Below are 23,202 nucleotides of genomic sequence, written 5' to 3' on the forward strand. Positions count from 1 at the left end.
GGCGCAGCCAGGTCAGCACCGTGTCGATGTCGGCGCGGCGCAGCCCGTCGTGCGGGTCGACCGGGTGAAGCAGGGTGGGTGCGCCGTCGGCGGTGCGCTGGTCGGCGGTGGTGGGGTCCTTGCCGCCGAACTCGTCGTCGAGGACGGCGAGTGGCCGCCGCGCGACCCAGGCGTACAGGGGGCTGAGTCCTACGCCAGTACTTCCCCAAAAGCAGCTACGACTTCCGCACCATCGACCAGCGCGGCCTGGACCACGTCGCCCACGAACTCAACACCCGACCCCGCGAAACGCTGGGCTGGAACACACCAGCCCAACGCCTCGCACAACTCATCACCACCTGACGATTGCACTCACCCCTTGACCCCGCCGATCGAAAACGCCGCCAAACCTCATGATCAACGGGGCAGGGGGGCAGGGGGGCAGGGGGCGAGGGCGGAAGGGGGAGAAACGTCAGAGGGTGCGGAGGATGCCCAGGCGCTGGGTGGCTCTGGTCAGGGCCACGTAGAGGTCGCTGTGGCCCCGCGGGGACTCGGAGACGATGCGGGCCGGGTCGACCACCAGCACCGAGTCGAACTCCAGGCCCTTGGCCTGCTCGGTGGTCAGCACCACGATCCGGTTCGCCAGCTCGGGCTGCTCGCCGAGGGCAGCCTCCGGCAGCGCCGTCACGACCGCGCCGCCCAGCTCGCTCACCCGCCCGGTCGGCACCAGCACGCCGAGCCGCCCGTCACCGAGCGACGCGGCTTCCCGGGCGGTCGCGTCGACCAGCTCGGTCACGAGCCGGCCCGCCGGCACGGTCCGGTCCCAGGGCGGTACGCCGGTGGTGCGTACGGAGCGGGGTGGCCGCAGCGCCGGGTCGATCTCGGCCAGCACGTCGGCGGCGACGGCCATGATCTCGGCCGGGGTGCGGTAGCTGACCGTCAGCTCCTCCAGCCGCCACCGGTCCGCCACGTACGGCGCGAGCGCCTCGCCCCACGAGGGCGTGCCCGCGAGCGCGCCGGTCTGTGCCACGTCCCCGACGATGGTCATGGACCGGCTGGGGCAGCGGCGCATCAGTAGCCGCCACGCCATGGGCGACAGCTCCTGCGCCTCGTCCACGATCACGTGCCCGAACGCCCAGGTGCGGTCGGCGGCGGCCCGCTGAGCGGTGGTGAGCCGGTCGGACTCCTCCTGCCGCTCGGAGAGCCGGTCGGCGTCGATCAGGTCGGTCACGCCGAGGATCTCACCGCCGTCGGCCTCGTCCTCCACGTCGATGGAGCGGGAGCCGCGCCAGATCTCCAGCACGCCCTCGGCGTACTCGCGTTCCATCGCCCGGATGCGTTCCCGGCGCGCCACGGCGGCGCGCTCGTCCTCACCGAGCAGTTCGGCGGCCTCGTCCAGCAGCGGCACGTCGGCGGGCGTCCACCCGCCGGGCTCGCGGTGCAGCGCGGCCCGCTCGGCGTCGGTGAGCATCGGCGCGGCGGCGGCGATCCGCTCCGGCGAGGCGTACAGGTCGGCGAGCAGGCGTTGCGGGGTGAGCACCGGCCACAGCTCGTCCAGCGCGGCCCCGATCTCCGGCTCCTCGCGCAGCTCACGGCGGATCTCCGCGCGGTCGGCCTCGGAGAGCAGGTTCTCCCCGCCCAGCGGGTCGGCGCCGATCCGCTCGGCCACCTGGTCGGCGAGCGCGTGCACGATCTCCACGTCGAACAGGGCGCGGGCCAGGTTGTGCGGGCGGCCGGTGCGGCGTACCCGGTCGCGGGCCTGCCGCACGGTCTCCGGGTCGAGCGTCAGCACCTCCCGCTGCGGCAGTTCGATGGTGACCGGCTCGTCCGGCACCCACTGCCGGTCGCGGACCGCCGCGGCGAGCACGTCGGCGAGCACCGCGCGGCCCTTGAGCGCCGCGGTGGTGGCCGGCTCCGCGCGCCGGGCGTGCACGCCGGGGAACAGGTCGGCCTGGGTACGCAGCAGCACGCCGGTCTCGGCCAGCGTGGGCAGCACCTGGGAGATGTAGCGCAGGAACGTGGCGTTCGGGCCGACCAGCAGCACACCACGGGTGGAGAGCTGCTGGCGGTGGGTGTAGAGCAGGTACGCGGCGCGGTGCAGCGCCACCGCGGTCTTGCCGGTGCCGGGCCCGCCCTGCACCACCATCACGCCGGGCAGGTCGGCGCGGATGATCCGGTCCTGCTCGGCCTGGATGGTCTCGACGATGTCGCGCATCCGGCCGGTGCGCCCGGCGTTGAGCGCGGCGAGCAGCGACGCCTCGCCGGTCAGCTCCTCGTGGGCGGTGGGGGAGGCGGCGGCGATGTCCAGCACCTCGTCGTTGAGCCCGGTCACCTTCCGGTCGCGGGTGCGCAGGTGACGGCGGCGGCGTACGCCCTGCGGGTTGGCGGCGGTGGCCAGGTAGAACGGCCGGGCGGCCGGGGCGCGCCAGTCCATCAGCAGCGGGTCGTAGTCGCCGGAGGAGTCGAAGATCCCGATCCGGCCGATGTAGCGGACCGCGCCGTCGTCGCCGTCGAGGCGGCCGAAGCACAGGCCGCTCTCCACGGCGGAGAACTGCTCGACCTGGTCGGCGTACATCGCCACCGTCGAGTCGCGCTGCGAACGGGCCTGCTGCGTGCCGCCGGTGTGGCGCAACTCCTCGTCGAGCCGCCGGGCGGCCTGTTCCCGCATGCCGTCCAGCCGGTCGTACAGCATCGAGACGTATTCCTGCTCGCGGCCGATCTCGTCGTCCTGGCGCAGGTCAGCCGACACGTCGGAGTGCGTTGACAATCCGGCTCCTCATTGACTAAAATTGCCGCAGGAATGGCATTCAGAAGCCATTCCTTTTTTGTGCCTGAACTGAGAAAGATAGCGCGTCGACCGCCACCCGACCAAGCCCGGACACGACTCGGGGCCCGGTCGGCGTCCGCCGGCCGAGCCCCGAATACGGCATGTCTCAGCCCTTGGCCGCCTGGTAGAGCCGCTCCGGCGTGACCAGGCCGGCGATCACCCGGCCGTCGTCGGTCAGCAGCACGCTGAACAGCTTGCCGCTGAGCAGCCGGCCGCTGCCCCAGTCACCGCTGACCTTGGGCAGATCACCGAGCACGCCGGCCAGCATCTGCGCGTCCGGCGCGTCCGCGCCGGGCTTCGCGCCGGGCTTGGCGTCGCCGCCGGGCGCCGCATCGCCGATCTTGGCGACCACCACGGTGGTCCACCCGGTGCCGACGGTACGCACGTCCGGCTTCTCGGCGTCCTTGCGGTCGAACCGCTTGCCCGCCGGTCCGGGCCGCTCGCCCTCGGTGGCCTCGGTTACCTTCACGCCGGGCGGCGGGTTGAACCGGAACTGGTCGGCCTCCGGCGTGCGGAAGTCGACCTGCGTGAACGCCACCTGGAACGCGGGCTCGTCCTGGCCGTCGGCGAGCACCTGCAGGCGCAGCGGCACGTGCTCCTTCGCGTCGAGCGCGATCCGGACCTGGTGGACAAGTGACGCCTTGTCGCGCGGCGTGAGCACCAGCTCGTACGCGTCCCGCCCGGCGACCGTGGCGGTGCGGCCGACGGTGACCGCCGTGGTCGGGTCGATCGCCTCCAGCGCCCGGTCCGCGGCGTCGGCCGGGGTGGCCGGCACGGTGGCCCGGTCCGGCGCGTCGGCCGGCAGCACCCGGTGCGTCGCGGTGTTCTCCCGGCTGTTCCAGGTCCACACGTCGCGGCCGTTGCGCAGGATGTCCTGCTCGCCGAGCGTGTCGACCAGCGCGAGCCGCTGCCGGTCCTCGCCGCCGTACCAGACGCGCAGCGTGTGCGTACCGGACACCAGGCCGGCCAGGTCGCTGCCGGTGGCCCGGCCGGCGAGCGCGGCGATCGGCGGCAGGCCGAGGTCGGCGCGCTGCACCACGGTGCCGGAGAGCCCGTCCAGGCGGGACGTGCGCAGGTCTTCCAGGAGCTGGGCGGCGCTGCGCGGCGGCAGCGCCGGGTCGGCGCCGGCGGCGAACGTGCCGACGGCGGCGCCACCGCCGATCACGGCGACCCCCGCGGTCACCGGGACCAGCCAGCGCAGCACGACGCGGTTCTTCATCACGGACATAGTGTGCACCTCCTGCGCACCATGCTGCGCGATCGTCGCTGTGACCACGCTGAGGAGATCCCCTACGGGTGACCCCATGGTGGCACCCTGGACCGGTGCGACTGCTGGTGGTGGAGGACGAGACGCGGCTCGCGGCGGCGCTGCGCCGGGGCCTGTCGGCGGAGGGTTTCGCGGTGGACGTGGCGGCCACCGGCCCGGCCGGGCTGGACGCGGCCCGGCACGGCGAGTACGACGCGATGATCCTCGACGTGATGCTGCCCGGCCTGTCCGGCTACGAGGTGGTGCGCCGGCTGCGCGCCGAGCAGCGCTGGCTGCCGGTGCTGATGCTCTCGGCCAAGGACGGCGAGTACGACCAGGCCGACGGCCTGGACTGCGGCGCCGACGACTACCTGACCAAACCCTTCTCGTACGTGGTGCTGCTGGCCCGGCTGCGGGCGCTGCTGCGCCGCGGCGCGCCCCGCCGGCCGACCGTGCTCACCGTCGGCGACCTGCGCCTGGACCCGGCCCGCCGCCGGGTCACCCGGGCCGACGCCGAGGTCGTGCTCACCAGCCGCGAGTACGCGCTGCTGGACTACCTGATGCGCCGCCCCGGCGAGGTGGTCTCCAAGACCGAGCTGCTGGACCACGTCTGGGACGCCGCTGTCGACACCGCCCCGAACGCGGTGGAGGTCTACGTCGGCTACCTGCGCCGCAAGATCGGCCGGGAACGGCTGGAGACGGTACGCGGCGCGGGCTACCGGCTGGCCACGTGAGCTGGGTACGCGGACCGCTGCCGCGCCTCGGCCTGCGGGCCCGGCTGCTCGCGCTCGGCGTGCTGGGGCTGGCGGTCGGGTTCGCGTTCGGCGGGACGCTGCTGGTCGGCGCGCTGGGCTGGACGCTGCAACGCTCGGTCGACGAGGAGGCGCTGCGCACCGCCGACGCGGTGGCGCTGCTGACCGCCGAGGACGCGCTGCCGGACCCGCTGCCGGTCGCCGGCGGGCAGCTGCGGGTGCAGGTGGTCGACGCGCAGGGCCGCATCCGGGCCGCCTCGATCGACGCGGACCGCCTCGTGCCGATGCTCGGCCCCGGCGACCTGCGGCCCGGGCAGCGGCAGCGGCTGGTGGTGGACGGGCGGCGCGTCGGCATGCCCGGCCCGGTCCGGGTGGTCACGGTGCCGGCCGGCACGCCGCAGGAGCCGCGCACGGTGCTCGTCGCCAAGTCGCTCACCGACGTACGGCACAGCCTGCGCGTGGTCCGCAACCTGCTGCTGGTGGGCTTCCCGCTGCTGGTGGCCGGGCTCGGCGTGGTCGCCTGGCGGGTGGTGGGCGCGACGCTGCGACCGGTCGAGCAGTTGCGCAGCGGCGCCGCCGAGATCACCGGGCGGGCCGGGGCGGAGCGGCTCCCGGTACCGGCCGGGCAGGACGAGATCCACCGGCTCGCGGTCACGCTCAACGACATGCTGGACCGGCTGGCCGCGTCCCGGGACCGGCAGCGCGCGTTCGTCGCCGACGCCGCGCACGAGCTGCGCAGCCCGCTGACGAACATGCGTACCGAGCTGGAGGTGGCCCGGCGTCTCGGCGACGACACCGACTGGCCGGCGGTCGCCGACGACCTGCTCGCCGACACCGAGCGGCTCAGCCGCCTGGTGGACGACCTGCTGCTGCTGGCCCGGCTGGACGAGCAGGACGCCCGGCCGGCGCCGGTGGGCCCGGTGGAGCTGGGCGAGCTGCTGCGTGCGGTGGCGGCCCGCTACCCGTCCCCGCCGCTGCGGCTGACGCTCCCCGACGGGCCGCTGTGGGTCGAGGGGGACGCGGGGGAGCTGCGCCGGGTGCTGGTGAACCTGGTGGACAACGCACTGCGGCACACGCGTACCGGGGTGGAGCTGGCCGTGAGCGGGCCGGATGGGGCGTACCACCTGGTCACGGTGACCGACGACGGGCCGGGCATCCCGGCGGCGGACCGGGAGCGGGTGTTCGCGCGGTTCACCCGGCTGGACGACGCGCGGGCCCGCGACGCGGGCGGCGCGGGTCTCGGCCTGGCCATCGTGCGCGAGCTGGTGCGCCGGGCCGGCGGCGCGGTGGAGCTGACCGACGCGACGCCGGGCGCCGCCGCGCCGGGGCTGCGGGCGACGGTACGGCTGCCCGCGCTGGCCGAGCCGGACGCGGAGTGAGCGGTCAGCGGCGGCGCTTGGTGCAGACCGGGCCGGTGCGGGCGACGGTGTCGGTGGACCACACGAGCGCGACTGTGAAGCAGTAGTCGGTGGTGCGGTCGAGCCCGTAGGCGATGTAGTCGGCCGACCCGGCGGGCAGCGTGGCGAACGTGCCCTGCGGCTGCCCGGCCCGGCCTCCGGCGACCACCACCGGTCCTTCCGCGCCAGGCGGGTACGTCCAGCTCAGCACGATGCTGTCGCGCCGGTCGGTGAGCGTGAAGCTGCCGGGCGGCGTACCGGGCTTGGCGGCGGCGGGAGTGGACGGCGCGGGACCGGCGGAGGTGGGCGGTGGCGCGCTGGACGGCGGCGCGCCGGTGGCCGGTGGCGGGGCGTCGCGGCGGTCGTCCACCCGGGACACCCCGGCGATCACCGCGATGGTGCCGAGCAGCAGCGCCACCACCACGCCGAGCACCACGAGCGGCAGCCAGGGCAGCGTGCGCCGCTCGGCGGCCGGTGGCCGGGGCACGTGCACCGGCAGGTAGCGCGACGGCGGCTCGGGCGGCGCCTGCGGCACCCGGCGTACGCCGTCCGGCTCGTCGCCGGTGAGCCCGACCACCGTGGGCGGCAGCGGGTCCGCGCCGGGGCGCCACGGCTGCTCGGCCGGCTCGTCGGGCGGCCAGGGGTAGTCGCCGAGCCCGTCGGCGTCGTCCTCGGGCGCGGTACGCGGCGTCGGCACGTGCGCGGTCTCGGCGGCCCGGCCGGGCGGGTGGTAGAGCGGCGTCTCGACCGGTTCGTCCAGCGCGGGCGGGCTGTACGGCGGCAGGTCGTGCGGCCCCTCGGCCTGCGGGGGGACCCGCGCGGCGGGCACCACCGGCGTGGTGCGCGCGGGCGGCGGCTCGGGAGCCGGGGCGGGCGCGGGCGCGGGCGCGGGGCAGACGTGGTCCGGGTCGGCGGCGGCGCGGGCGAGTCCGGCCACCTGGGCGGCGAGCGGGTCGTCGGGGTCCAGGTGCTGGCGGCACAGCTCCTCGGCGAGCGTCAGGTGCTCGTGCGAGTCGGCGTACCGGCCGCAGTCGCGTTCCATCGCGCCGAGCTTCGCCAGCATCTTGATGCCGCTGGGGTGGCCGTCGCCGTAGACCTCCCGGTGCAGCTCCCAGGCGTCCTGCAACCGGTCGCGGGCCACCTCGCACTGGCCGCGCGCGTACTCCACGGTGGCCAGGTCGGCGTGCGCGGCCAGCACCCGCTGCGACTCCGGGCCGTCGCGGGCGGTCAGCTCGATGATGACGTCGGAGTAGAGCCGGGCGGCCCGGGCGTCGCTGCCGACCCGGTGCAGCACCGCTGCCAGCGTCGCGGCGGCGGTGACGGTGCGCTCGTCGGAGCGGCCGTGCAGCCGGGTGGCCGCCGCGTACGCGAACGCCGCCCAGCCGCGGGCGGAGTGCGGCTCGCCGAGCGCGACGAGAACCCGGGCCTGGAGGCCGGCCGCCTCGGCCAGTTCGGGGGAGGCGTTGCCGGGGCGGGGATCGGCGTCGCTGAGCGCGTCGGCGAGCAGCCGCTCCGCGCCGGTGAGGTCGCCTTCGGACACCAGTTGGTGCGCCTGGACGGTCAGGTCAGCGAAGCCGGAGGACACGCCCCATCGTGCTCGTCCGGCGACGGTATGTACAAGACCCGGAGTGGATCAGTTTGGTCCCGAATCCGTCAAGTGGTCGGCGAGCGTCTCGCTGATCCGGCGGAGCTGGTCGACCTGGGCCGGGCTGAGCGCGTCGAACAGGTGGCGGCGTACCCCCTCGACGTGGCCGGGCGCGGCGGCGGCCAGGGTGGCGAAGCCGGTGTCGGTGAGCACGGCGATCTGCCCGCGCCGGTCGGTGGGGCAGTCCTCGCGGCGGATCCACCCGGACGCCTCCAGCCGGGCGGCGGCGTGCGAGAGCCGGCTGCGCGAGGAGCCGGTGAGGTCGGCCAGCTCGCTCATCCGCAGCCGCCGGTCCGGGGCCTCGGAGAGGCGGACCAGGATCTCGTAGTACGCGTGCGGCATGCCAGCGTCGCGTTGCAGCTCGCGGTCGAGCGTGTCCATCAGCGCCCGGGAGGCGGTCAGGAAGGCGCGCCAGGTCCGCTGCTCGTCGGGGTCCAGCCACCGGGTCATGACGCCCATCATAGCGGCAATAGTTGAACGCTCAACAAAACCGGGGTACGGTCGGTGACATGGGCATCCACCGACTCAACCACGCCGTCCTCTACGTCAGTGACCTGGAGCGCAGCGTCGCCTTCTACCGCGACGTGCTGGGCTTCCGCCGGGTCCCGATGACGCCCGAGGGCTTCCGCGGCGCCGCGTTCCTCCAGGCGCCCGACTCCACCAACGACCACGACCTCGGCCTGTTCGAGATCGGCGCGGCGGCCGGGGCGTCCCAGGCCGGCCGGGCCACCGTCGGCCTCTACCACCTGGCCTGGGAGCTGGACACGCTCGACGAGCTGGGGGCCACCGCCGAGCGGCTGGCCGCCGCCGGGGCGCTGGTCGGCGCGTCCGACCACGGCACCACCAAGAGCCTCTACGGCCGCGACCCGGACGGGCTGGAGTTCGAGATCGTCTGGATCGTCCCGGCCGAGCTGCTCGACGACGCCGCGCTGGCCGCGCGTACCCGCATCGGACGGCTCGACCTGGACCGCGAGCGGCAGCGCTACGGCGGGCAGACCCGCGGCGGCGTGGGCATCTCCGTCCCGGTCTGAGCGGGGTTCACGGCCGGGCCGCCGCGCCGTGCGGTAGAAACGCACCATGTCGACCGACGCCGTCCTGCGCGAGCTGCTCGTCCGCCAGCTCGACCACTGGCTCCCCGCCGCGCTGCACCGGGCGCGGCGGGCCACGCTCGCGCTCGCGTACGCCGGAGGTGACGCCACCGGGGCGGAGGAGGCGTTGCGGGTGGTGGCCGAGTTCGCCGACCGGCTGCGCGGGCGGCGGCTGACCGTGCTGGTGGTGGCCGACGACGGCACCGACCTGGCGGTGCGGCTCGGCGCGGCCGAGGCCGCCCTGCCGGCCGACGTCGCCGTGCACCTGGTGCCCGGCGGGCCGGACCGGCTGCCGGTGGCGCTCAAGGCCGCGGGCGCGGCCGGCGCGCCGCTGCTCACAGTGGCCGACGGCGCCGAGCCGGACCCGGCCCTGCTCGCCGCCGCCGCGTCCGGGCGCCCGGCCGAACTGCTGCTCGTGACCGCGCCCGGCCGGTCGCTGCGCCCGGCGCTGAGCGCCGCCGGATTTCCGCTCGCCACCGAGGTCGAGCTGGTGCCCGACGGGGACGCCCCGGCGCGGCTGCTCGGCTACGCCACCGGCTCCGACAGGGGACTGGAGACGGTCAAGGAGGCGCTCTGGGCGGTTGACGAGTACGCCGGGGTGCGCTACCGCGACCCGGCCGACCCGCAGGGACGACTGCTCGACATCTCGCTCGACCCGGAGCCCGGCCCGCTGCGCCGCGAGCTGCTGGCCGAGCTGGCCCGCTCCGGTCCGCGCCCGGTCACCGAGCTGCGCCGCTTCGCCACCACAGCGACCGTCTACCGGGCCGCCGACGCCAACCGGGCGCTGGCCTCGCTGCTCGCCTCCGGCGCGGTGACCCGCGATCCCGAGCACGGCCGGCTCGGCGGGGACGTGCTGATCAGCGCCGTCCCGCACGCTGGGTCATCTGCTTGAGCACTATCGACGCTCCGGTGGCGACCACTCCGATGCTGAACACCATCTGCGCGCACACCGCGACCCGGGCGATCTGGCCCTGGGCGTGCACGTCGCCGTAACCGACTGTGGTGAGGGTGGCCAGCGCGAAGTAGAGCGCGTCGACCCGGGTCCGGATCCCGACGAACTCGCCGGGCCGGGTGTTCGCCACCACGTAGTCGCCGAGCGCGAAGACCAGCAGCCCGGCGACCAGCGCGACCGCGAGCCGGGTGAGCGCTCGGTCCTCGTCCCGGCCGGTCGGCTGGTCCTTGACGAGCTGGCGGCGGACCTGGCCGGTGACCAGGAACGCGATCACCGCCACCAGGACCGCGGTGCCCGCCGAGCGCAGGACCAGCCGCAGGCCGTTCGGGTCGGCCTCGACCGGCACCAGGAAGTAGCCGACGAGCATGAGCAGGCAGGCCGCCACGGCCCGCCGTCGCATCCGCCGCAGGAACAGGTCCGTCATGCGGCGATTCTCCGGTCACGGGGACGCGGTGGCGGGCGGAACCGCGAACCCGGCCCGCAGACGACGAGCGGGGTGCCGACGATGTGCCGGCACCCCGCTCGTCGTCTGGAAAGGTCAGGCCTTGTCCTGCTTCCAGGACAGCGGTCCCGGAAGGTCCACGCGGTGGGCGCGGGTGTTCGAGTTCCAGGACCAGCGGCCGATCTTGATGCTCCACGACGAGAAGCCGTTCTGGGTGAAGTGGAGGATCAGCGGCCCGTACTTCTTACGCTTGCGGAACTGGACGCCCATCGGGGGTGCCTCCTTCGTCTCCCTGCCTCTGCAGTCGTCTGCATGCCTTCGCGGCATCGAACATGCCCGGATCGACGATTCGCGAAACCCTGCCCGGTCCGCTCTGGACGGTGGGACTGCCGCCCGGCAAAATCTCTATCCAACGGGTAGGTGTTAAGGAGTCGTAAATGCTGGTGGAGGCGGCTCGTAACAAAGCCAGCGATGAAAGTCTCACTGAATGGAAGGGCATTGACCGGCGTGGAGAACGGTCGGCAGCATGAGGGCATGTCGCAGCGGGACGAGCTTCTCCTCACCGCTCGCGTGCACGTCGACCTGGTCCGGCACGCGAGCGCGCTCTGTTGAGCCGAGCGCTCGTCGTTCCCTCTCCGCCCGTCCGTTCCCGCAGCCGGCGCACCGTGGCCCGGCGCGGTACGGCGTGCTCCCCGGCCCCGCGCGGGCCCCCTCCACCGCATCGTGGACAGATCAGGAGACTCCGCCATGCCCTCGACCCGATCACCGCGGCGTGCCCTCACCGCCGCCGTCGCCCTGCTCGCCCTCACCACCGCCACCGCGTGCGGCGCCGACGCCGCCGACGGCGCTCAGACCAAGGAACTGCGCTACCAGGGTTCGGTCGGCCAGGTGACCCTCCCCGAACTCGCCGCCGACCTCGGCTACCTCGGCGACGTCACGCTCAACTGGATCGGCAACGTCACCGGCGGCCCGGCCGACATCCAGGCCACCGCCACCGGCCAGAGCGACTTCGGCGGCGCGTTCAACGGCGCGATCGTCAAGCTCCAGGCCGCGAACGCCCCGATCACCGCGGTGGTCAGCTACTACGGCTCCGACGCGCAGACGTTCCAGGGCTACTACGTGCTCGACGGCAGCCCGATCCGCGGCCCGCGCGACCTGATCGGCAAGCGGGTCGGCATGAACACGCTCGGCGCGCACGCCGAGGCCGTCCTGCGTACCTGGCTGGCCCGCGGCGGCCTCACCGCCGCCGAGATCGCCACTGTCGAGCTGGTCGCGCTGCCGCCGGTCAACACCGAACAGTCGCTGCGCGCCCGGCAGATCGACGTCGCCGTGCTCGGCGGCGTGATCCGCGACAAGGCGGTCGCGAACGGCGGCATCCGCACCGTCTTCACCGACTACGAACTGCTCGGCGCGTTCAGCGCCGGCAGCTACGTCTTCCGCGACGACTTCCTCACCCGTAACCCGGACACCGTCCGGACGTTCGTCACCGCGGTGGGCAAGGCGATCGAGTGGGCGCGCACCCAGCCGCGCGAGACGGTGGTGGCCCGGCTCAAGGCGATCATCGCCAAGCGCGGTCGCAACGAGGACACCACGCTCGTCGAGTACTGGAAGTCCAGCGGCGTCGCCGGGACCGGCGGCGTCATCACCGACCGGGAGTTCGCCACCTGGATCGACTGGCTGGCCGACACCGGCGAACTCAAGGGCGAGCGGCCGAAGCCGTCCGACCTCTACACCAACCGGTTCAACGCCGCCGCGGCCACCGGCGGTGGCGCATGAGCACCGACAAGATCCGCTTCGACCGGGTGCGCAAGGTCTTCCCGGGTCGGCGTGGCGGCGGCGGCGCGGTCACCGCGCTCGACGATCTCACCCTCGGGGTACACCCCGGCGAGTTCCTGGTCGTCGTCGGCCCCAGCGGCTGCGGCAAGTCCACACTGCTCGACCTGCTCGGCGGGCTGGCCACCCCGACCGCCGGGCAGGTGCTCGTGGACGGCCGCCCGGTCACCGGGCCGGGCCTGGACCGGGGCATCGTCTTCCAGCAGTACGCGCTGCTGCCCTGGCGCACCGCCGCCGGCAACGTCGCGTTCGGACTGGAGGCCAAGGGCCTGCCCCGCGCCGAGCGCGCCGACCTGGTCGCGTACCACCTCGACCTGGTCGGGCTGACCGGCTTCGCCGACCGCTACCCGCACGAACTGTCCGGCGGCATGAAGCAGCGCGTCGCCATCGCCCGCAGCCTCGCGTACGACCCGGACGTGCTGCTGATGGACGAGCCGTTCGCCGCGCTGGACGCGCAGACCCGCGACTCGCTCCAGGACGAGCTGGTGCGGATCTGGCAGGCCACCGGCAAGACGATCGTGTTCATCACGCACGGCATCGACGAAGCGGTGCACCTCGGTCAGCGGGTCGCCGTGATGACGTCCCGGCCCGGCCGGATCAAGCAGGTCATCGACATCGAGCTGGGCGACCGGGAGGCCGAGGAGGACGTCCGCTCCACCGGCGCGTTCCGCCACCACCGGCACCAGATCTGGACGCTGCTGCGCGACGAGGTACGCGCCGCGCAGTCCGCCGTACGCGAGGAGGCCCGCGTTGGTTGACGTCGCCGCACCGCCGGCCCGGCCGGTGGCCGCCCCACCCGCCCCGGCCGTCGCGCCCCGCCGGCCCGCACGCCTGCTCGGCCTCGGCGGCCGGGCACTGCACCGCAGCGCCGCGCTGCTGACGCTGGCCGCGATCTGGGAGACCGTGCCCCGCGCCGGCCTGGTCGACCGGGTCTTCCTGCCGCCGCTGTCCGAGGTGCTCGCCGCCTGGTGGGAGCTGCTGCGCACGGGCCAGCTCGCCGACCACGTCGGCGCGAGCCTCACCCGCTCGCTGACCGGGCTCGCGCTCGCCGTGGTCACCGCCATCCCGCTCGGCCTGCTGATCGGCTGGTACCGGCCGCTCGCGGACCTGCTCAGCCCGCTGCTGGAGGTGTTCCGCAACACCGCCGCGCTGGCGCTGCTGCCGGTCTTCGTGCTCATCCTCGGGCTCGGCGAGACCTCGAAGATTGCCCTGGTGGTCTACGCCTGCTCCTGGCCGATCCTGCTCAACACCATCGCCGGCGTGAAGGGCGTCGACCCGCTGCTGATCCGCTCGGCCCGCTCGATGGGGCTGAACCACCTGCGGCTGTTCCAGAAGGTGATCCTGCCGGCGGCCGTGCCGACCGTGTTCACCGGCGTCCGGCTCGCCGGGGCGTACTCGATCCTGGTGCTCGTCGCGGCCGAGATGGTCGGCGCGAAGGCCGGGCTCGGCTACCTCGTGAACTACGCGCAGTACAACTTCGCGATCCCCGACATGTACGCCGGGATCATCACCATCTCCGCCATCGGGCTGGTGGTCAACCAGCTCCTCGTCGCCGGGGAACGTCGCTTCTCCACCTGGCGCGTCGACGTCACCACCGTCTGAGAGGAACCGCCATGTCCCGGACCCTGCACCTCAACGCCTTCCTGATGGGTGTCGGCCACCACGAGGCGGCCTGGCGGCACCCGCGCGCCGACCCGAGCCGCCTGGCCGACGTACGACACTTCCAGAACCTGGCCCGCATCGCCGAGCGCGGCACGCTCGACTCGGTGTTCCTCGCCGACGGGCTCGCCGTCGGACCGGCCGTACGCCACAACATCCAGGCCGTCTTCGAGCCGATCACGCTGCTCGCCGCGATCGCCACCGCGACCGAGCACATCGGCCTGATCGCCACCGCCTCCACCACGTACACCGAACCGTTCAACCTGGCCCGCGCGTTCGCCTCGCTGGACCACCTCAGCGGCGGCCGGGCCGGCTGGAACATCGTCACCTCCGCCCAGGCCCGGGAGGCCCGCAACTTCAACCTCGACGACCACCCGGCGCACGCCGACCGCTACCGGCGGGCCGCCGAGTACGTCGACGTGGCGATCAAGCTCTGGGACAGCTGGGAGGACGACGCGCTGGTCCTGGACACCGCCGCGGGCGTCTTCGCCGACACCACCCGGGTGCACGAGATCGACCACGCCGGGGAGCGGTTCCAGGTCCGCGGACCGCTGAACACGCCCCGCCCGCCGCAGGGCCGGCCGCTGCTGGTGCAGGCCGGCTCGTCCGCCGACGGGATCGCCTTCGCCGCCCGGTACGCCGAGGCCGTGTTCACCGCCCAGCAGACGCTCGCCGACGGCCAGGCGTTCTACGCCGCGCTGAAACGGGCCACCGCCGACGCCGGACGTGATCCGGAACTGGTCAAGGTGCTGCCCGGTATCGCGCCGGTCATCGGGGGTACGGAAAAGGAGGCCCGCGACCTCGCCGACGAACTGGAGGCCCTGATCGTGCCCGAGCACGCTCTCGCCCAGCTCTCCGGCATGACCGGGCTCGACCTGAGCGGGCTGCCGCTGGACGGCCCGCTGCCGGACCTGCCCGACGCCGGCACGGTGCAGTCCCACCAGAGCCGCTACCAGCTCGTCGTCGAGCTGGCCCGGCGCGAACGGCTCACGCTGCGGCAGCTCATCGGCCGTCTCGGCGGCGGACGCGGGCACCGCGTCGTGGTCGGTACCCCGGAACAGATCGCCGACCAGATCGAGCTCTGGTTCACCCAGGGCGCCGCCGACGGCTTCAACGTCATGCCACCGCTGCTACCCGACGGACTGGAGGACTTCGTGGACCACGTCGTACCACTGCTGCGCCGGCGCGGGCTGTTCCGGTCCGCGTACACCGGGCGCACGCTGCGCGAACACTACGGCCTGCCCCGGCCGGCCAGCGTCTACGCGACCCGTGAGCTGGTGGCGTCGTGACCACCGTGGACCGGCCCGGCGCCGGAACCGTCGAGCTGCGCCCGGTCGACGTCGACTCGTTCCGCGGCCTGCTGCGCCGCCAAGCCTCCACCGTCACCGTGGTCACCACCCCCGGGCTGCGCGGCAACCGGATGCGGCCGGACCTGCCGCCGGCCGGCTTCACCGCCACCTCGTTCACCTCGGTGTCGCTCGACCCGCCGCTGGTCTCGGTGTGCCTGGGCCGCGCGTCGTCGAGCTGGCCCACCGTCGAGCAGGCCGAGCACGTCGCCGTGCACCTGCTCGCCTCCGGCCAGCAGGAGATCGCGCAGATCTTCGCCACCAGCGGCATCGACCGGTTCAGCGCCCACCCGGCCTGGACCACCGGGCCGTTCGGCGTGCCGCTGATCGGCGACGCGCTCGCCGTGCTGCTGTGCCGGGTGGTCCGCCGGATCGAGGCCGGCGACCACACCATCCTGCTCGGCGAGCCGCTCGCGCTCGGCGCGGGCGAGGACGGCGACCCGCTGCTGCACCACCGGGGCGGTTACACCACCACGGTCGGCGACTGGTCCGAGGCGTGGTGACCGCCGCCGCCGACGAGCTGATCGCGCTCGACCGGGCCGCCCAGGACCTGCTGTTCCGGGCGGCCCGCACGGCCAACGCGTTCACCGACGAGCCGGTCGGCGACGAGCAGGTCCGCGCCATCCACGACCTGGTCCGGTACGGCCCGACCGCGATGAACGCCCAGCCGCTGCGGGTGCTGCTGCTGCGCTCGGCGGCGGCGCGGGCACGGCTGCTGCCGTACCTCAGCGCCGGCAACCGGGACAAGACGGCCGCCGCGCCGCTGACCGCGGTGCTCGCCGCCGACGTGGACTGGCACGACCGGCTGCCCGAGCTGTTCCCGCACCGGCCCGGCGCGCGGGACTGGTTCACCGGCGACCCGGCGGGGCGGGAGGCACAGGCCCGGTTCAACGCCGCGCTCCAGATCGGCTACCTGCTCGTCGGGGTACGCGCCGCCGGGCTGGCCGCCGGGCCGATGGCCGGGTTCGACGCCGCAGGCGTGGAACGGGAGTTCTTCCCCGACGGGCGGCACCGGGTGCTGCTGCTGATGAACATCGGCCGCCCGGCGCTGGACGCCTGGCGGGAACGGCTGCCGCGCCTGCCGTACGAGGAGGTGGTCAGCACGCTGTGATCAGCGCGGCTCCCACGCGTCCGGCTGGGCGGTCAGCTTGCGCACGTGTGCCGGCAGCCGGCCGCTGACCAGCTCGTCCAGGCTCACCTCGTCGACCACCCGGCGCACCGAGGCGCGGACGGCCACCCAGAGGCGGGGCAGGTTCTCCGCCGCCCCCTCGTACTGCGTCTCCTCGGGGCGCAGCCCGCGTACCCCGGCGAGCGGACCGTCGACGGCGCGCAACACGTGCCCGATGGTGATCTCGCGCGGCGGCCGGGCCAGCGTGTACCCGCCCTCGGCGCCGCGCTGGGCCCGGACGATCCCGGACCGGCGCAGGTCGGCCAGGACCGCCTCGAGGAACTTGCGGGGCATGTCCTGCTCCGCCGCGATGGCCTGGGTGGACAGCAGGGTGGGGTACGCGGTGGCCAGGCTCAGGGCCGCCCGTACCGCGTAGTCGCCGCGCGCGGAGATCTGCACAGTGCCATCATGCCTGGCCGGTGGGCGCGGGGGAGTCGGCGGGCGGCCGGGGTCGCACCAGACGGACTGGTAGCGGGCGTTCCCGGTTGGCCCGGAACGTCCCCGGGCTCACCCCGACCTCCCGGGTGAAGAAGCGGCCGAAGTTCGTCGGTTCGGGAAAACCCAGGTCACGGCCGATCCGGGCGATCGACTCGTCGGTGGCGGCGAGCAGCCGGCACGCCTGCAACGCGACCCGCTCGTCGATGATCTGCTTGGCGCTGCGCCCGGTCACCGCCAGGCAGGCCCGGGTCAGGGTACGCACCGAACAGCCCAGCTGGGCGGCGTAGTCCTCCACCCGGCGGGTGTGCCGGTAGCCGCGTTCCACCTCGCGGCACAGCCGCCGGAACGTGTCGGTCTCGGCCCGCGGCGCCGACCCGTTCTCCGGATGCGGCAGCAGGCTGAGCCGCAGCAGCAGCACCGCGAGCTGGTGACGCAGCAGCGCCGCGGCGGGAGGCACCATCGCGTGCCGTTCGGCGTCCACAGCCAGCTGGCTGACCTCGCTGATCACCGCGTCCTCGTCTTCGCCGGCGAGCTGGCGGTGGGCGGGCACCGCGTCCGGGTCGACGTCGAGGCCGGCCAGCGCGTCCGGCCGCCAGCTCACCACAGTCGCGTCGAGCTGCGCGCCGACGCACCGCAACACCTGACCGGGGTACGCGCGCAGCAGCGTGCCGGGCCGGCAGGGCACCGGCCGGAAGTCCAGCTCGGCGGTGCCGTGACCGTGCGTGACCAGGATCAGCACGTCGCGGTCGAGCAGGACCGGCCGGGGCCAGCCGGGCTCGGCGGCGAGGTCGTCGAGCGCACCGGTGAGGATCTCGTCGGCGCCGGGGCGCGACTCCGGCGGGCCGGTGCGGGTGGCCGGGGAGGGCTGACCGGTAGTGACCATCATCCCGACGGTAACCGGCCCGGCCGCACGTTGCATCTCGACGGTTTCGCCCGCACGGACCGGTCTTGTCGGCACGTACGGCGGACCGTTACGTTACCGATCGGTAAGCCCCGGGTCGGCCGACCGGCCCCCGGCCGGGCGACGGCGATGGGATGAGCATGACGGAACTGTTCTCGGTCGACGGCAAGACGGTGCTGGTCACCGGCGGTTCGCGGGGGATCGGGCTGATGATCGCGCAGGGCTTCGTGCGGGCCGGCGCAAAGGTGATCATCTCGTCGCGCAAGGCCGACGTGTGCGAATCGGTGGCCAAGGAACTCTCCGCCGAGGGGCACTGCGAGGCGATCCCGGCCGACCTCGGCAGCGACGCGGGCGCGCTGACGCTCGCCGAGGCCGTGCGGGAGCGCCACGACCGGCTGCACGTGCTGGTGAACAACGCGGGCGCCACCTGGGGCGCGCCGCTGGAGGAGTACCCGGAGGGCGCCTTCGACAAGCTCTGGGCGGTGAACGTCAAGGCGGTCTTCCGGCTCACCACCGCGCTGCTGCCGCAGCTGCGCGCCGCGGCCGGCGCCGACGACCCCGCCCGGGTGATCAACATCGGGTCGGTCGACGGCATCCGGGTGCCGTGGATGGAGGTGTACGCGTACTCGGCCACCAAGGCCGCCGTGCACATGCTCACCCGCAGCCTCGCCCACCAGCTCGCCGGCGAGCGGATCACCGTCAACGCGATCGCGCCCGGCCCGTTCGAGAGCAAGATGATGGCGTTCGCGCTCGACGACCCGGAGTCGCGCTCGGCGATCGAGCAGCAGGTGCCGCTGGGCCGGATCGGGCGACCCGAGGACATGGCGGGCACGGCGATCTACCTGGCCTCGCGCGCCGGCGCGTACCTGACCGGCGCGGTCATCCCGGTCGACGGCGGAATCACCACGCGCGGCTGAGGCGTACCCCCGGTGAGACGGCCCGGGGCCGCGCGGACTCGGCAGATCCGCGCGGCCCCGGTGTTGCCGTGTCAGCGACCGGCGAGCAGCCGGTTCACCGCGGTGTCGACGTCCAGGTGCTCGGCCTCGCGGCCGCGCGGGACGACGACGTAGGTCCGGCGCAGGAAGCGCACCAGCACGCTGCGCGGAACCTCGAACAGGGCGTTGCCGTCCGGGGACGACAGCGCGAGCGCGACGAAGTCGCCGCGCGGTGTGGCCCACGGCCAGACCCGCACATCACCGATGCCGGCCGGCTCGTCGAGGCCGGTGACCAGCAGTTCGCGTGCGAACGACCAGCTCACCGCCTCGCCGCCGGCGGACTCGGCGTGAAACAGGACATGGACCGCATACGGGTCAGCAGGGTCGTAACGCAGACTGGCACGCACCGGCAAGGCGGTGGCGTCAGGCGCGACGAGCCTTAGCGACGTCTCGACCTCTACGGTCGTCGGTCGGATGACACTCATGGACGTTCTCCCCCCGGCACCGCTGCGGAACGCGCGTGTCCCGCTTTTCCCATACTCAGGTGCTGCTCCTGGCTACGCTCCGCCATACGCTGACTTCACCCAGTGGTGGGAAGGGGTTCGGAAAGCCCTCGGGAACCACTTGGCCCCGCGTAGGATTTCCGGTTCCGCCCACTCCGTCGTCCCGCCCGGCAACGGGTGGTTCAGTCGTCGACTTACTCCGGTAACGTCCAGTCGTCAGCAGGGGTGACGGTCCCGCGCGACACTGGGGGTGGAAATGGTCACGGGGGGCGGGTCGGTGACGTCGCGGACCACTGGCGATTCGCCGAAAGGTGCGGCCCGAGCAGCCGAAAGTCGGGGGTACGAGGTGCCTGTGGAAGGGCGGTCGCGAGGCGCTCTCATGGAGCAGCGCCGGCGCCGACGTGGCTGGCGGCTGCGCCTGCACACCACGCTCGAACTCATCCGCGCCAACCCCACCGGCCGCGTCGCCCTGAAGATCTTCATCGGCATCCTCGGCGCGCTCGTGGTCACCATCGGTATCGCGCTGATCCCGCTGCCCGGCCCCGGCTGGCTGCTGGTCATCGCCGGCCTCGGCGTCTGGGCCGTGGAGTTCCACTGGGCGCGACGGCTGCTCGCGTTCACCCGCCGGCACGTCAACTCCTGGACGCAGTGGGTGAAGCGGCAGTCACTGGGAGTGCGGTTCGTGTTGGGCGCGGTCGGGCTCGTGTTCGTGTCCGTGGTGGTGTGGCTGTCGCTCAAGTACAGCCTCGGCATCGACGTCGTGGCGCAGGCGCTGCACTACCTCGCGACGCACTGAGGCCCGGTTTTTGGTCCGGGCTCTCGATCGGGTAGAGTCATGCGCGCTGAGGGCGATTAGCTCAGCGGGAGAGCGCTTCGTTCACACCGAAGAGGTCACTGGTTCGATCCCAGTATCGCCCACCGTAGATGTATGCAGGTCAGAAGCCCGTTGCTGGAACTATCGGTAACGGGCTTCGCCGCTGTTACCCCTTAAACTGGGAGCAGATTGGGAGCATGGCGCTCCCGCCCTATGGTTGCCTGGCATCCCCTTCGGCTCTCGGCGGGCGTTCGTCGGCGTCCGCTCGCTCGGATCGATTGTTGGTGAACTCCACTCGCGACGAGCTGGACACATCTCCTGCGGTCCGCAGCGACTGCAGTCCCGGCATCTGGCCGGAGTGCCCCCAAGGCGTGAGGAGGACCTGCCGACCGCCGGTCACAGCAGCTCGAACGGCGGAGCACCCTCTGTCGTCGGGAGGTCAGAACGCCAAGGGCGGTGCGCGAGATATGTCGCGTATGAGGGCGTTGGCCGTAAACGCCTTACCCCACAAGGCAGCGCGGCAGCACGTCCGTTGAGGCGAGCTGGCAGTCGAGGAAATTGCGCAAGAAGTATCCAGGTCGAGGGCCGGGAGAGGCGACGAACCCAGGTGCGGGACGGTCGGCCCAGATGTAGCGGTCATCGCCGGGGTTGTCGAGCGCTTGGCGGAACCACGGGTGGACGCCGGAGGTGTGCCCAGCGACAGGATCCAGCAGGATCCGGATCCCGTGCCGGCGAGCACTTTCTACGAGGTCAGCCAGGTCCTCGTCCGTTCCGTACCGGGGGGCTATGCGCTGGTAGTCGCTGATGTTGTAGCCCGGCGTCGCGAAACGGCGAGGCGAAGACCGGGCTTAGCCAGATGGTGTCGACGCCGAGCCAGTGCAGATACTCCAGTCGATGCCCGCGAGGTCACCGATACCGTCGCCGTTGGTGTCCTGAAAGCTCTGGGGGTAGATGTGGTAGAGGACGGCTGTGCGCAGCCACCCGGTGCCTCGCTCGGGGTGCAGCATCTGATGTAACCCCCTCTCGATCGTCGTCACGGTTGGACGGTAGAGGCCAGGCGTAACCACCACCGCGAAATGTATGGGTGGTGGGCCACTTCTCTGGGGCGGGGCGTCCTCGGCCGGGTCCTTGCAGCAGAAGTTGCACTCAGCGCACCGGTGTCCGTGCTGGAGTCTGGCGCATCCTGGCCAGCGCGGCCTCGTGCTCCATCTCAATGGCGGCTAGCCGCATGCGCAGGGAGTCCTGCTCCCGTTCCACGAGTTGCAGCCACTCGTCGATGGGCGGCGCTGCGGCGAGGCGCTCTTGCGCTTCGGCGATCGCCATGCGTCTGCGCGTCGGGTAATCCACCAGCATGGCTCGCAGGGCGTGTGCAGCGTCGCCCGGCGTCAAGGCCTCGAAATCCACCTCGAGCTCTGCCGCAAATGTGCCGTGGCCGATAGCGAGGACCACTATCTTCCGTGCCTGCCGGACAGAGCTGATCGCCGTCTCGACCTCTGACGTGACGAGCCGGGACAGGTCGGACTGGTCGCCGCCGCCGCGACCGATCAGTACGCCGTCTAAGGTGGCGTCCGTGGCGAGTGTCCGGAGCATCGCAGCTAACTGTGTCGCTGCGTCTGGGGCGTTCGCCGGAAATGTGCGGTAGTCGACGTCGAGCACCTCGCCGTCGAGCTTCGGTGCGATGTCGCTGCCGACATGACCGCGTGAGGTCACCACTGCAACACGGGGGCGCCGCTCCTCGATCGCCCTTAGCCCTGACGGGCGCAGCGCCTCAAGGAGGACAGCTTCCAGGCCGTTCGCCGCGAGGGCAGTGCGTAGGCCGGTATGTACCCGCCAGACGGCGTCGTCGAGGACTTGGTCGTTGGTGCTGCCCGGGTCGTCGACGATCGTCATGAGCTGCACTCCGCCTTCGGTGCCGGGTCGGGGCCGAAAGCGGAAACTCGACCGCAGCGCGGTGGCCGCCTCCTGAAGACGCCCTGCCCGTTCCAACCGGGTGGCGATCGAGGTGGGTTCGAGCGTGGCGGTCTCTGGCGGGTACCGATATTCCGGTGGGCGGGTGTATCGGATGGTCCACGCTCCATGCGCGGCTAGGTCGCAAAGTGCCTCTTTGATGACCTCCTCGTGGCGCTGCAGCCGAGCCTGGTCGTCAGCCAGGATCTCTACCACCAGCACGAAGTCAGGGCTCGTAGTGAGGCCCGCTGATTCGATATGGACACGGTGGGCACGCAGGAAGGCCTCCAATGCATCAAGGCGGCGTGCGGCAGCAAGCCGGGTTACCAAGCGGGTGACGGTCAGCACTGATCCGTGAGGAAGGAAGGCCTCAGCCGGCGCGTACGCGGCAGGACTAGTGCGGTGCAAGGGATCGACCATTACAGGTGCCGCGACTGTCGCGCCTAGCTGGCGGGAGGAAACCAGAAGTCCGCCCAGGACGCTGTTCGCGGCGACCGTCGCGACGACGTCGTCGAGAATGCGACGGCCTAGCTCGGCGGACCACGCCCCAGAACTCGGATGCCAGCCGCAGTCATTCCAGGAGTGGAAGTGCCGACCGGGTGGCACGGCGACGTACTCACGGACGACTGCGAGGATGTCGGACAACCTGCTGACTTCCACCTCGGCGAGCAGTTGATGGAGGCTGTCACTCGGGGCCAGGTTGAGCCGACGGGTAATCACCTCGATCAGATAAGGGGTCTCACCGTCGTCGTACACGTCAACGCACCTAATCCCAAGCTCCCGACCGAAATAGCAGCGCTCCTCCAGCCAGTTCAGTGCCTGCGCCAGCACGCGGCGGGTGGCGCCGTCGTCCAACTGTCGGGGAGGTACCTGCCCAAACCCGAGGTCCACCGGCCAACGCCGCGGCGCCTGTAGCGCCCTGGGCGGCAGCGAGCGTAGAAGAGCCAGTTGCCTCTCCGCGTCGAGCTCATTGAACGCTTCAACCGCATCGTTGGACATGAACGCGTCGTAGAGAACCACCTCCGCTAGTTCGTGCCAGCCCTTACCGGGCTGACCGGCGCGTCTGCCGATCTCCTCAACAGCGGCGGCGACGGTGTTGGGCGCCCACCTCAGCCCGAGACCGGCGATGTTCATGCCCACAGAGGTCATGTCCGTAGCGTGCCGCTACCCAGAGGTGTTGAGCAACCTGCCCCCAGGCACCGAAGCACCTTCCCCAGGACCCAAGGCTCGTTGACGGTCCGAACGTGGCCCGGCCCTTGGCTTGCCCGCCGGGGCCTGGCAGCACGACACACCTGTGACATGGTGGTCACCTATTTGCCCCGATGAATCT

The 23,202-nt window shown here is 72.7% G+C and carries 26 protein-coding genes, 1 tRNA gene and 1 pseudogene; 15 read left to right on the forward strand and 13 right to left on the reverse strand.

The genetic code is table 11. The features are described 5' to 3' along the window. Positions 1-186: 186 nt before the first annotated feature. Positions 187-342: pseudogene (locus AMK25_RS33180) on the forward strand (IS30 family transposase); the annotation flags it as partial. Positions 343-451: 109 nt separating this feature from the next. Here AMK25_RS33180 and AMK25_RS05350 read toward each other — a convergent pair. Both AMK25_RS05350 and AMK25_RS05355 read right to left on the reverse strand, forming a co-directional pair. Then, the gene (locus AMK25_RS05350) at positions 452-2,671 is read right to left on the reverse strand and encodes a HelD family protein (RefSeq protein ID WP_241826292.1); all 2,220 of its coding nucleotides are present in this window, start codon (positions 2,669-2,671) and stop codon (positions 452-454) included. A 241-nt stretch (positions 2,672-2,912) separates the two neighbouring features. Then, the gene (locus tag AMK25_RS05355) at positions 2,913-4,034 is read right to left on the reverse strand and encodes a LolA family protein (protein ID WP_073827099.1); all 1,122 of its coding nucleotides are present in this window, start codon (positions 4,032-4,034) and stop codon (positions 2,913-2,915) included. A gap of 95 nt (positions 4,035-4,129) precedes the next feature. Between AMK25_RS05355 and AMK25_RS05360 the strand changes: the two genes are divergently transcribed. Both AMK25_RS05360 and AMK25_RS05365 read left to right on the forward strand, forming a co-directional pair. Continuing rightward, entirely contained in the window at positions 4,130-4,786 is a 657-nt protein-coding gene (locus tag AMK25_RS05360) for a response regulator transcription factor (RefSeq protein WP_073827100.1), read from the forward strand. Further along, the gene (locus tag AMK25_RS05365; protein WP_073827101.1) at positions 4,783-6,183 is read left to right on the forward strand and encodes a sensor histidine kinase; all 1,401 of its coding nucleotides are present in this window, start codon (positions 4,783-4,785) and stop codon (positions 6,181-6,183) included. The genes AMK25_RS05360 and AMK25_RS05365 overlap by 4 nt, the downstream gene beginning before the upstream one ends. Before the next feature lie 4 nt (positions 6,184-6,187). On the opposite strand, the gene AMK25_RS05370 is transcribed toward AMK25_RS05365, so the two are convergent. Both AMK25_RS05370 and AMK25_RS05375 read right to left on the reverse strand, forming a co-directional pair. After that, positions 6,188-7,786 (reverse strand): tetratricopeptide repeat protein, encoded by a 1,599-nt coding sequence (locus AMK25_RS05370; protein ID WP_073827102.1) that lies wholly within the window; start codon positions 7,784-7,786, stop codon positions 6,188-6,190. A 48-nt stretch (positions 7,787-7,834) separates the two neighbouring features. Beyond that, positions 7,835-8,305: a MarR family winged helix-turn-helix transcriptional regulator gene (locus tag AMK25_RS05375; RefSeq protein ID WP_073827103.1), complete on the reverse strand. Its 471-nt coding sequence runs from the start codon at positions 8,303-8,305 to the stop codon at positions 7,835-7,837. 50 nt (positions 8,306-8,355) lie between these two features. On the opposite strand from AMK25_RS05375, the gene AMK25_RS05380 reads away from it, so the two are divergent. Both AMK25_RS05380 and AMK25_RS05385 read left to right on the forward strand, forming a co-directional pair. Next, positions 8,356-8,877 (forward strand): VOC family protein, encoded by a 522-nt coding sequence (locus tag AMK25_RS05380; RefSeq protein ID WP_043325531.1) that lies wholly within the window; start codon positions 8,356-8,358, stop codon positions 8,875-8,877. 46 nt (positions 8,878-8,923) lie between these two features. Next, on the forward strand, positions 8,924-9,826 hold the full coding sequence (locus tag AMK25_RS05385; protein ID WP_073827104.1) for a hypothetical protein: 903 nt from the start codon (positions 8,924-8,926) through the stop codon (positions 9,824-9,826). On the opposite strand, the gene AMK25_RS05390 is transcribed toward AMK25_RS05385, so the two are convergent. Together AMK25_RS05390 and AMK25_RS05395 are read right to left on the reverse strand one after the other, a co-directional pair. After that, positions 9,792-10,310, reverse strand: a complete 519-nt coding sequence (locus tag AMK25_RS05390; RefSeq protein WP_073827105.1) for a potassium channel family protein — start codon at positions 10,308-10,310, stop codon at positions 9,792-9,794. The genes AMK25_RS05385 and AMK25_RS05390 overlap by 35 nt on opposite strands. 114 nt (positions 10,311-10,424) lie before the next feature. Beyond that, positions 10,425-10,598, reverse strand: coding sequence for a DUF4236 domain-containing protein (locus AMK25_RS05395; RefSeq protein WP_064498970.1), 174 nt, complete (start codon positions 10,596-10,598; stop codon positions 10,425-10,427). 201 nt (positions 10,599-10,799) lie between these two features. Here AMK25_RS05395 and AMK25_RS32175 point away from each other — a divergent pair, with 201 nt between their 5' ends. From AMK25_RS32175 to AMK25_RS05425, 7 genes are all read left to right on the forward strand, one after another. Next, a complete protein-coding gene (locus tag AMK25_RS32175; RefSeq protein WP_157539073.1) occupies positions 10,800-10,940 on the forward strand; it encodes a putative leader peptide in 141 nt (46 codons plus the stop codon). A 135-nt stretch (positions 10,941-11,075) separates the two neighbouring features. After that, positions 11,076-12,104 (forward strand): ABC transporter substrate-binding protein, encoded by a 1,029-nt coding sequence (locus AMK25_RS05400; RefSeq protein WP_073827106.1) that lies wholly within the window; start codon positions 11,076-11,078, stop codon positions 12,102-12,104. Continuing rightward, on the forward strand, positions 12,101-12,919 hold the full coding sequence (locus AMK25_RS05405; protein ID WP_073827107.1) for an ABC transporter ATP-binding protein: 819 nt from the start codon (positions 12,101-12,103) through the stop codon (positions 12,917-12,919). Before AMK25_RS05400 ends, AMK25_RS05405 begins: the two co-directional genes overlap by 4 nt. Beyond that, complete coding sequence (locus tag AMK25_RS05410) at positions 12,912-13,763, forward strand: ABC transporter permease (RefSeq protein WP_073827108.1); 852 nt, start codon at positions 12,912-12,914, stop codon at positions 13,761-13,763. Before AMK25_RS05405 ends, AMK25_RS05410 begins: the two co-directional genes overlap by 8 nt. Before the next feature lie 11 nt (positions 13,764-13,774). After that, on the forward strand, positions 13,775-15,109 hold the full coding sequence (locus tag AMK25_RS05415; protein WP_073827109.1) for an LLM class flavin-dependent oxidoreductase: 1,335 nt from the start codon (positions 13,775-13,777) through the stop codon (positions 15,107-15,109). Next, positions 15,106-15,669 (forward strand): flavin reductase family protein, encoded by a 564-nt coding sequence (locus AMK25_RS05420; protein WP_073827110.1) that lies wholly within the window; start codon positions 15,106-15,108, stop codon positions 15,667-15,669. Before AMK25_RS05415 ends, AMK25_RS05420 begins: the two co-directional genes overlap by 4 nt. Next, the gene (locus AMK25_RS05425; protein ID WP_073827737.1) at positions 15,666-16,277 is read left to right on the forward strand and encodes a malonic semialdehyde reductase; all 612 of its coding nucleotides are present in this window, start codon (positions 15,666-15,668) and stop codon (positions 16,275-16,277) included. Before AMK25_RS05420 ends, AMK25_RS05425 begins: the two co-directional genes overlap by 4 nt. Here the strand turns inward: AMK25_RS05425 and AMK25_RS05430 are convergent, their stop codons facing one another. Next, positions 16,278-16,733: an RrF2 family transcriptional regulator gene (locus AMK25_RS05430; protein WP_073827111.1), complete on the reverse strand. Its 456-nt coding sequence runs from the start codon at positions 16,731-16,733 to the stop codon at positions 16,278-16,280. Positions 16,734-16,740: 7 nt separating this feature from the next. Then, positions 16,741-17,658, reverse strand: a complete 918-nt coding sequence (locus tag AMK25_RS05435) for a helix-turn-helix transcriptional regulator (RefSeq protein ID WP_073827112.1) — start codon at positions 17,656-17,658, stop codon at positions 16,741-16,743. 155 nt (positions 17,659-17,813) lie between these two features. Here AMK25_RS05435 and AMK25_RS05440 point away from each other — a divergent pair, with 155 nt between their 5' ends. Continuing rightward, positions 17,814-18,590: a RhlG family 3-oxoacyl-ACP reductase gene (locus AMK25_RS05440; protein ID WP_073827738.1), complete on the forward strand. Its 777-nt coding sequence runs from the start codon at positions 17,814-17,816 to the stop codon at positions 18,588-18,590. A gap of 71 nt (positions 18,591-18,661) precedes the next feature. Here AMK25_RS05440 and AMK25_RS05445 read toward each other — a convergent pair whose 3' ends face one another. Continuing rightward, positions 18,662-19,093 carry an SsgA family sporulation/cell division regulator gene (locus AMK25_RS05445; protein ID WP_007457244.1) on the reverse strand — a complete coding sequence of 144 codons (432 nt, stop codon included), beginning with the start codon at positions 19,091-19,093 and terminating at the stop codon, positions 18,662-18,664. 274 nt (positions 19,094-19,367) lie between these two features. On the opposite strand from AMK25_RS05445, the gene AMK25_RS05450 reads away from it, so the two are divergent. Both AMK25_RS05450 and AMK25_RS05455 read left to right on the forward strand, forming a co-directional pair. Next, positions 19,368-19,907, forward strand: a complete 540-nt coding sequence (locus tag AMK25_RS05450) for a TIGR02611 family protein (RefSeq protein ID WP_198937449.1) — start codon at positions 19,368-19,370, stop codon at positions 19,905-19,907. Positions 19,908-19,957: 50 nt separating this feature from the next. After that, positions 19,958-20,029: transfer RNA gene (locus tag AMK25_RS05455), tRNA-Val, on the forward strand. A gap of 396 nt (positions 20,030-20,425) precedes the next feature. On the opposite strand, the gene AMK25_RS33185 is transcribed toward AMK25_RS05455, so the two are convergent. From AMK25_RS33185 to AMK25_RS05470, 4 genes are all read right to left on the reverse strand, one after another. Continuing rightward, positions 20,426-20,731, reverse strand: a complete 306-nt coding sequence (locus AMK25_RS33185; RefSeq protein ID WP_198937477.1) for an alpha-amylase family glycosyl hydrolase — start codon at positions 20,729-20,731, stop codon at positions 20,426-20,428. Then, a complete protein-coding gene (locus tag AMK25_RS33190; protein WP_198937478.1) occupies positions 20,676-20,816 on the reverse strand; it encodes an alpha-amylase family glycosyl hydrolase in 141 nt (46 codons plus the stop codon). The genes AMK25_RS33185 and AMK25_RS33190 overlap by 56 nt, the downstream gene beginning before the upstream one ends. Continuing rightward, positions 20,774-20,962: a hypothetical protein gene (locus AMK25_RS32340; protein WP_198937450.1), complete on the reverse strand. Its 189-nt coding sequence runs from the start codon at positions 20,960-20,962 to the stop codon at positions 20,774-20,776. The genes AMK25_RS33190 and AMK25_RS32340 overlap by 43 nt, the downstream gene beginning before the upstream one ends. A gap of 109 nt (positions 20,963-21,071) precedes the next feature. After that, entirely contained in the window at positions 21,072-23,021 is a 1,950-nt protein-coding gene (locus tag AMK25_RS05470) for an exodeoxyribonuclease VII large subunit (RefSeq protein ID WP_073827114.1), read from the reverse strand. Between the last annotated feature and the right edge of the window lie 181 nt (positions 23,022-23,202).

The sequence above is a fragment of the Micromonospora sp. TSRI0369 genome, from assembly GCF_001905625.1.
In the GTDB taxonomy this organism is placed as follows: Bacteria; Actinomycetota; Actinomycetes; order Mycobacteriales; family Micromonosporaceae; genus Micromonospora; species Micromonospora echinospora_A.

Coding starts and splice junctions, on each gene's coding strand:
- AMK25_RS05470 (WP_073827114.1), bottom strand. CDS start 23,021: ATGACCTCTGTGGGCATGAACATCGCCGGTCTCGGGCTGAGGTGGGCG.
- AMK25_RS05375 (WP_073827103.1), bottom strand. CDS start 8,305: ATGGGCGTCATGACCCGGTGGCTGGACCCCGACGAGCAGCGGACCTGG.
- AMK25_RS05435 (WP_073827112.1), bottom strand. CDS start 17,658: ATGATGGTCACTACCGGTCAGCCCTCCCCGGCCACCCGCACCGGCCCG.
- AMK25_RS05440 (WP_073827738.1), top strand. CDS start 17,814: ATGACGGAACTGTTCTCGGTCGACGGCAAGACGGTGCTGGTCACCGGC.
- AMK25_RS05445 (WP_007457244.1), bottom strand. CDS start 19,093: ATGAGTGTCATCCGACCGACGACCGTAGAGGTCGAGACGTCGCTAAGG.
- AMK25_RS05400 (WP_073827106.1), top strand. CDS start 11,076: ATGCCCTCGACCCGATCACCGCGGCGTGCCCTCACCGCCGCCGTCGCC.
- AMK25_RS05355 (WP_073827099.1), bottom strand. CDS start 4,034: ATGTCCGTGATGAAGAACCGCGTCGTGCTGCGCTGGCTGGTCCCGGTG.
- AMK25_RS05405 (WP_073827107.1), top strand. CDS start 12,101: ATGAGCACCGACAAGATCCGCTTCGACCGGGTGCGCAAGGTCTTCCCG.
- AMK25_RS05450 (WP_198937449.1), top strand. CDS start 19,368: ATGGTCACGGGGGGCGGGTCGGTGACGTCGCGGACCACTGGCGATTCG.
- AMK25_RS05390 (WP_073827105.1), bottom strand. CDS start 10,310: ATGACGGACCTGTTCCTGCGGCGGATGCGACGGCGGGCCGTGGCGGCC.
- AMK25_RS05380 (WP_043325531.1), top strand. CDS start 8,356: ATGGGCATCCACCGACTCAACCACGCCGTCCTCTACGTCAGTGACCTG.
- AMK25_RS05395 (WP_064498970.1), bottom strand. CDS start 10,598: ATGGGCGTCCAGTTCCGCAAGCGTAAGAAGTACGGGCCGCTGATCCTC.
- AMK25_RS05385 (WP_073827104.1), top strand. CDS start 8,924: ATGTCGACCGACGCCGTCCTGCGCGAGCTGCTCGTCCGCCAGCTCGAC.
- AMK25_RS05350 (WP_241826292.1), bottom strand. CDS start 2,671: ATGCTGTACGACCGGCTGGACGGCATGCGGGAACAGGCCGCCCGGCGG.
- AMK25_RS05415 (WP_073827109.1), top strand. CDS start 13,775: ATGTCCCGGACCCTGCACCTCAACGCCTTCCTGATGGGTGTCGGCCAC.
- AMK25_RS32175 (WP_157539073.1), top strand. CDS start 10,800: ATGAAAGTCTCACTGAATGGAAGGGCATTGACCGGCGTGGAGAACGGT.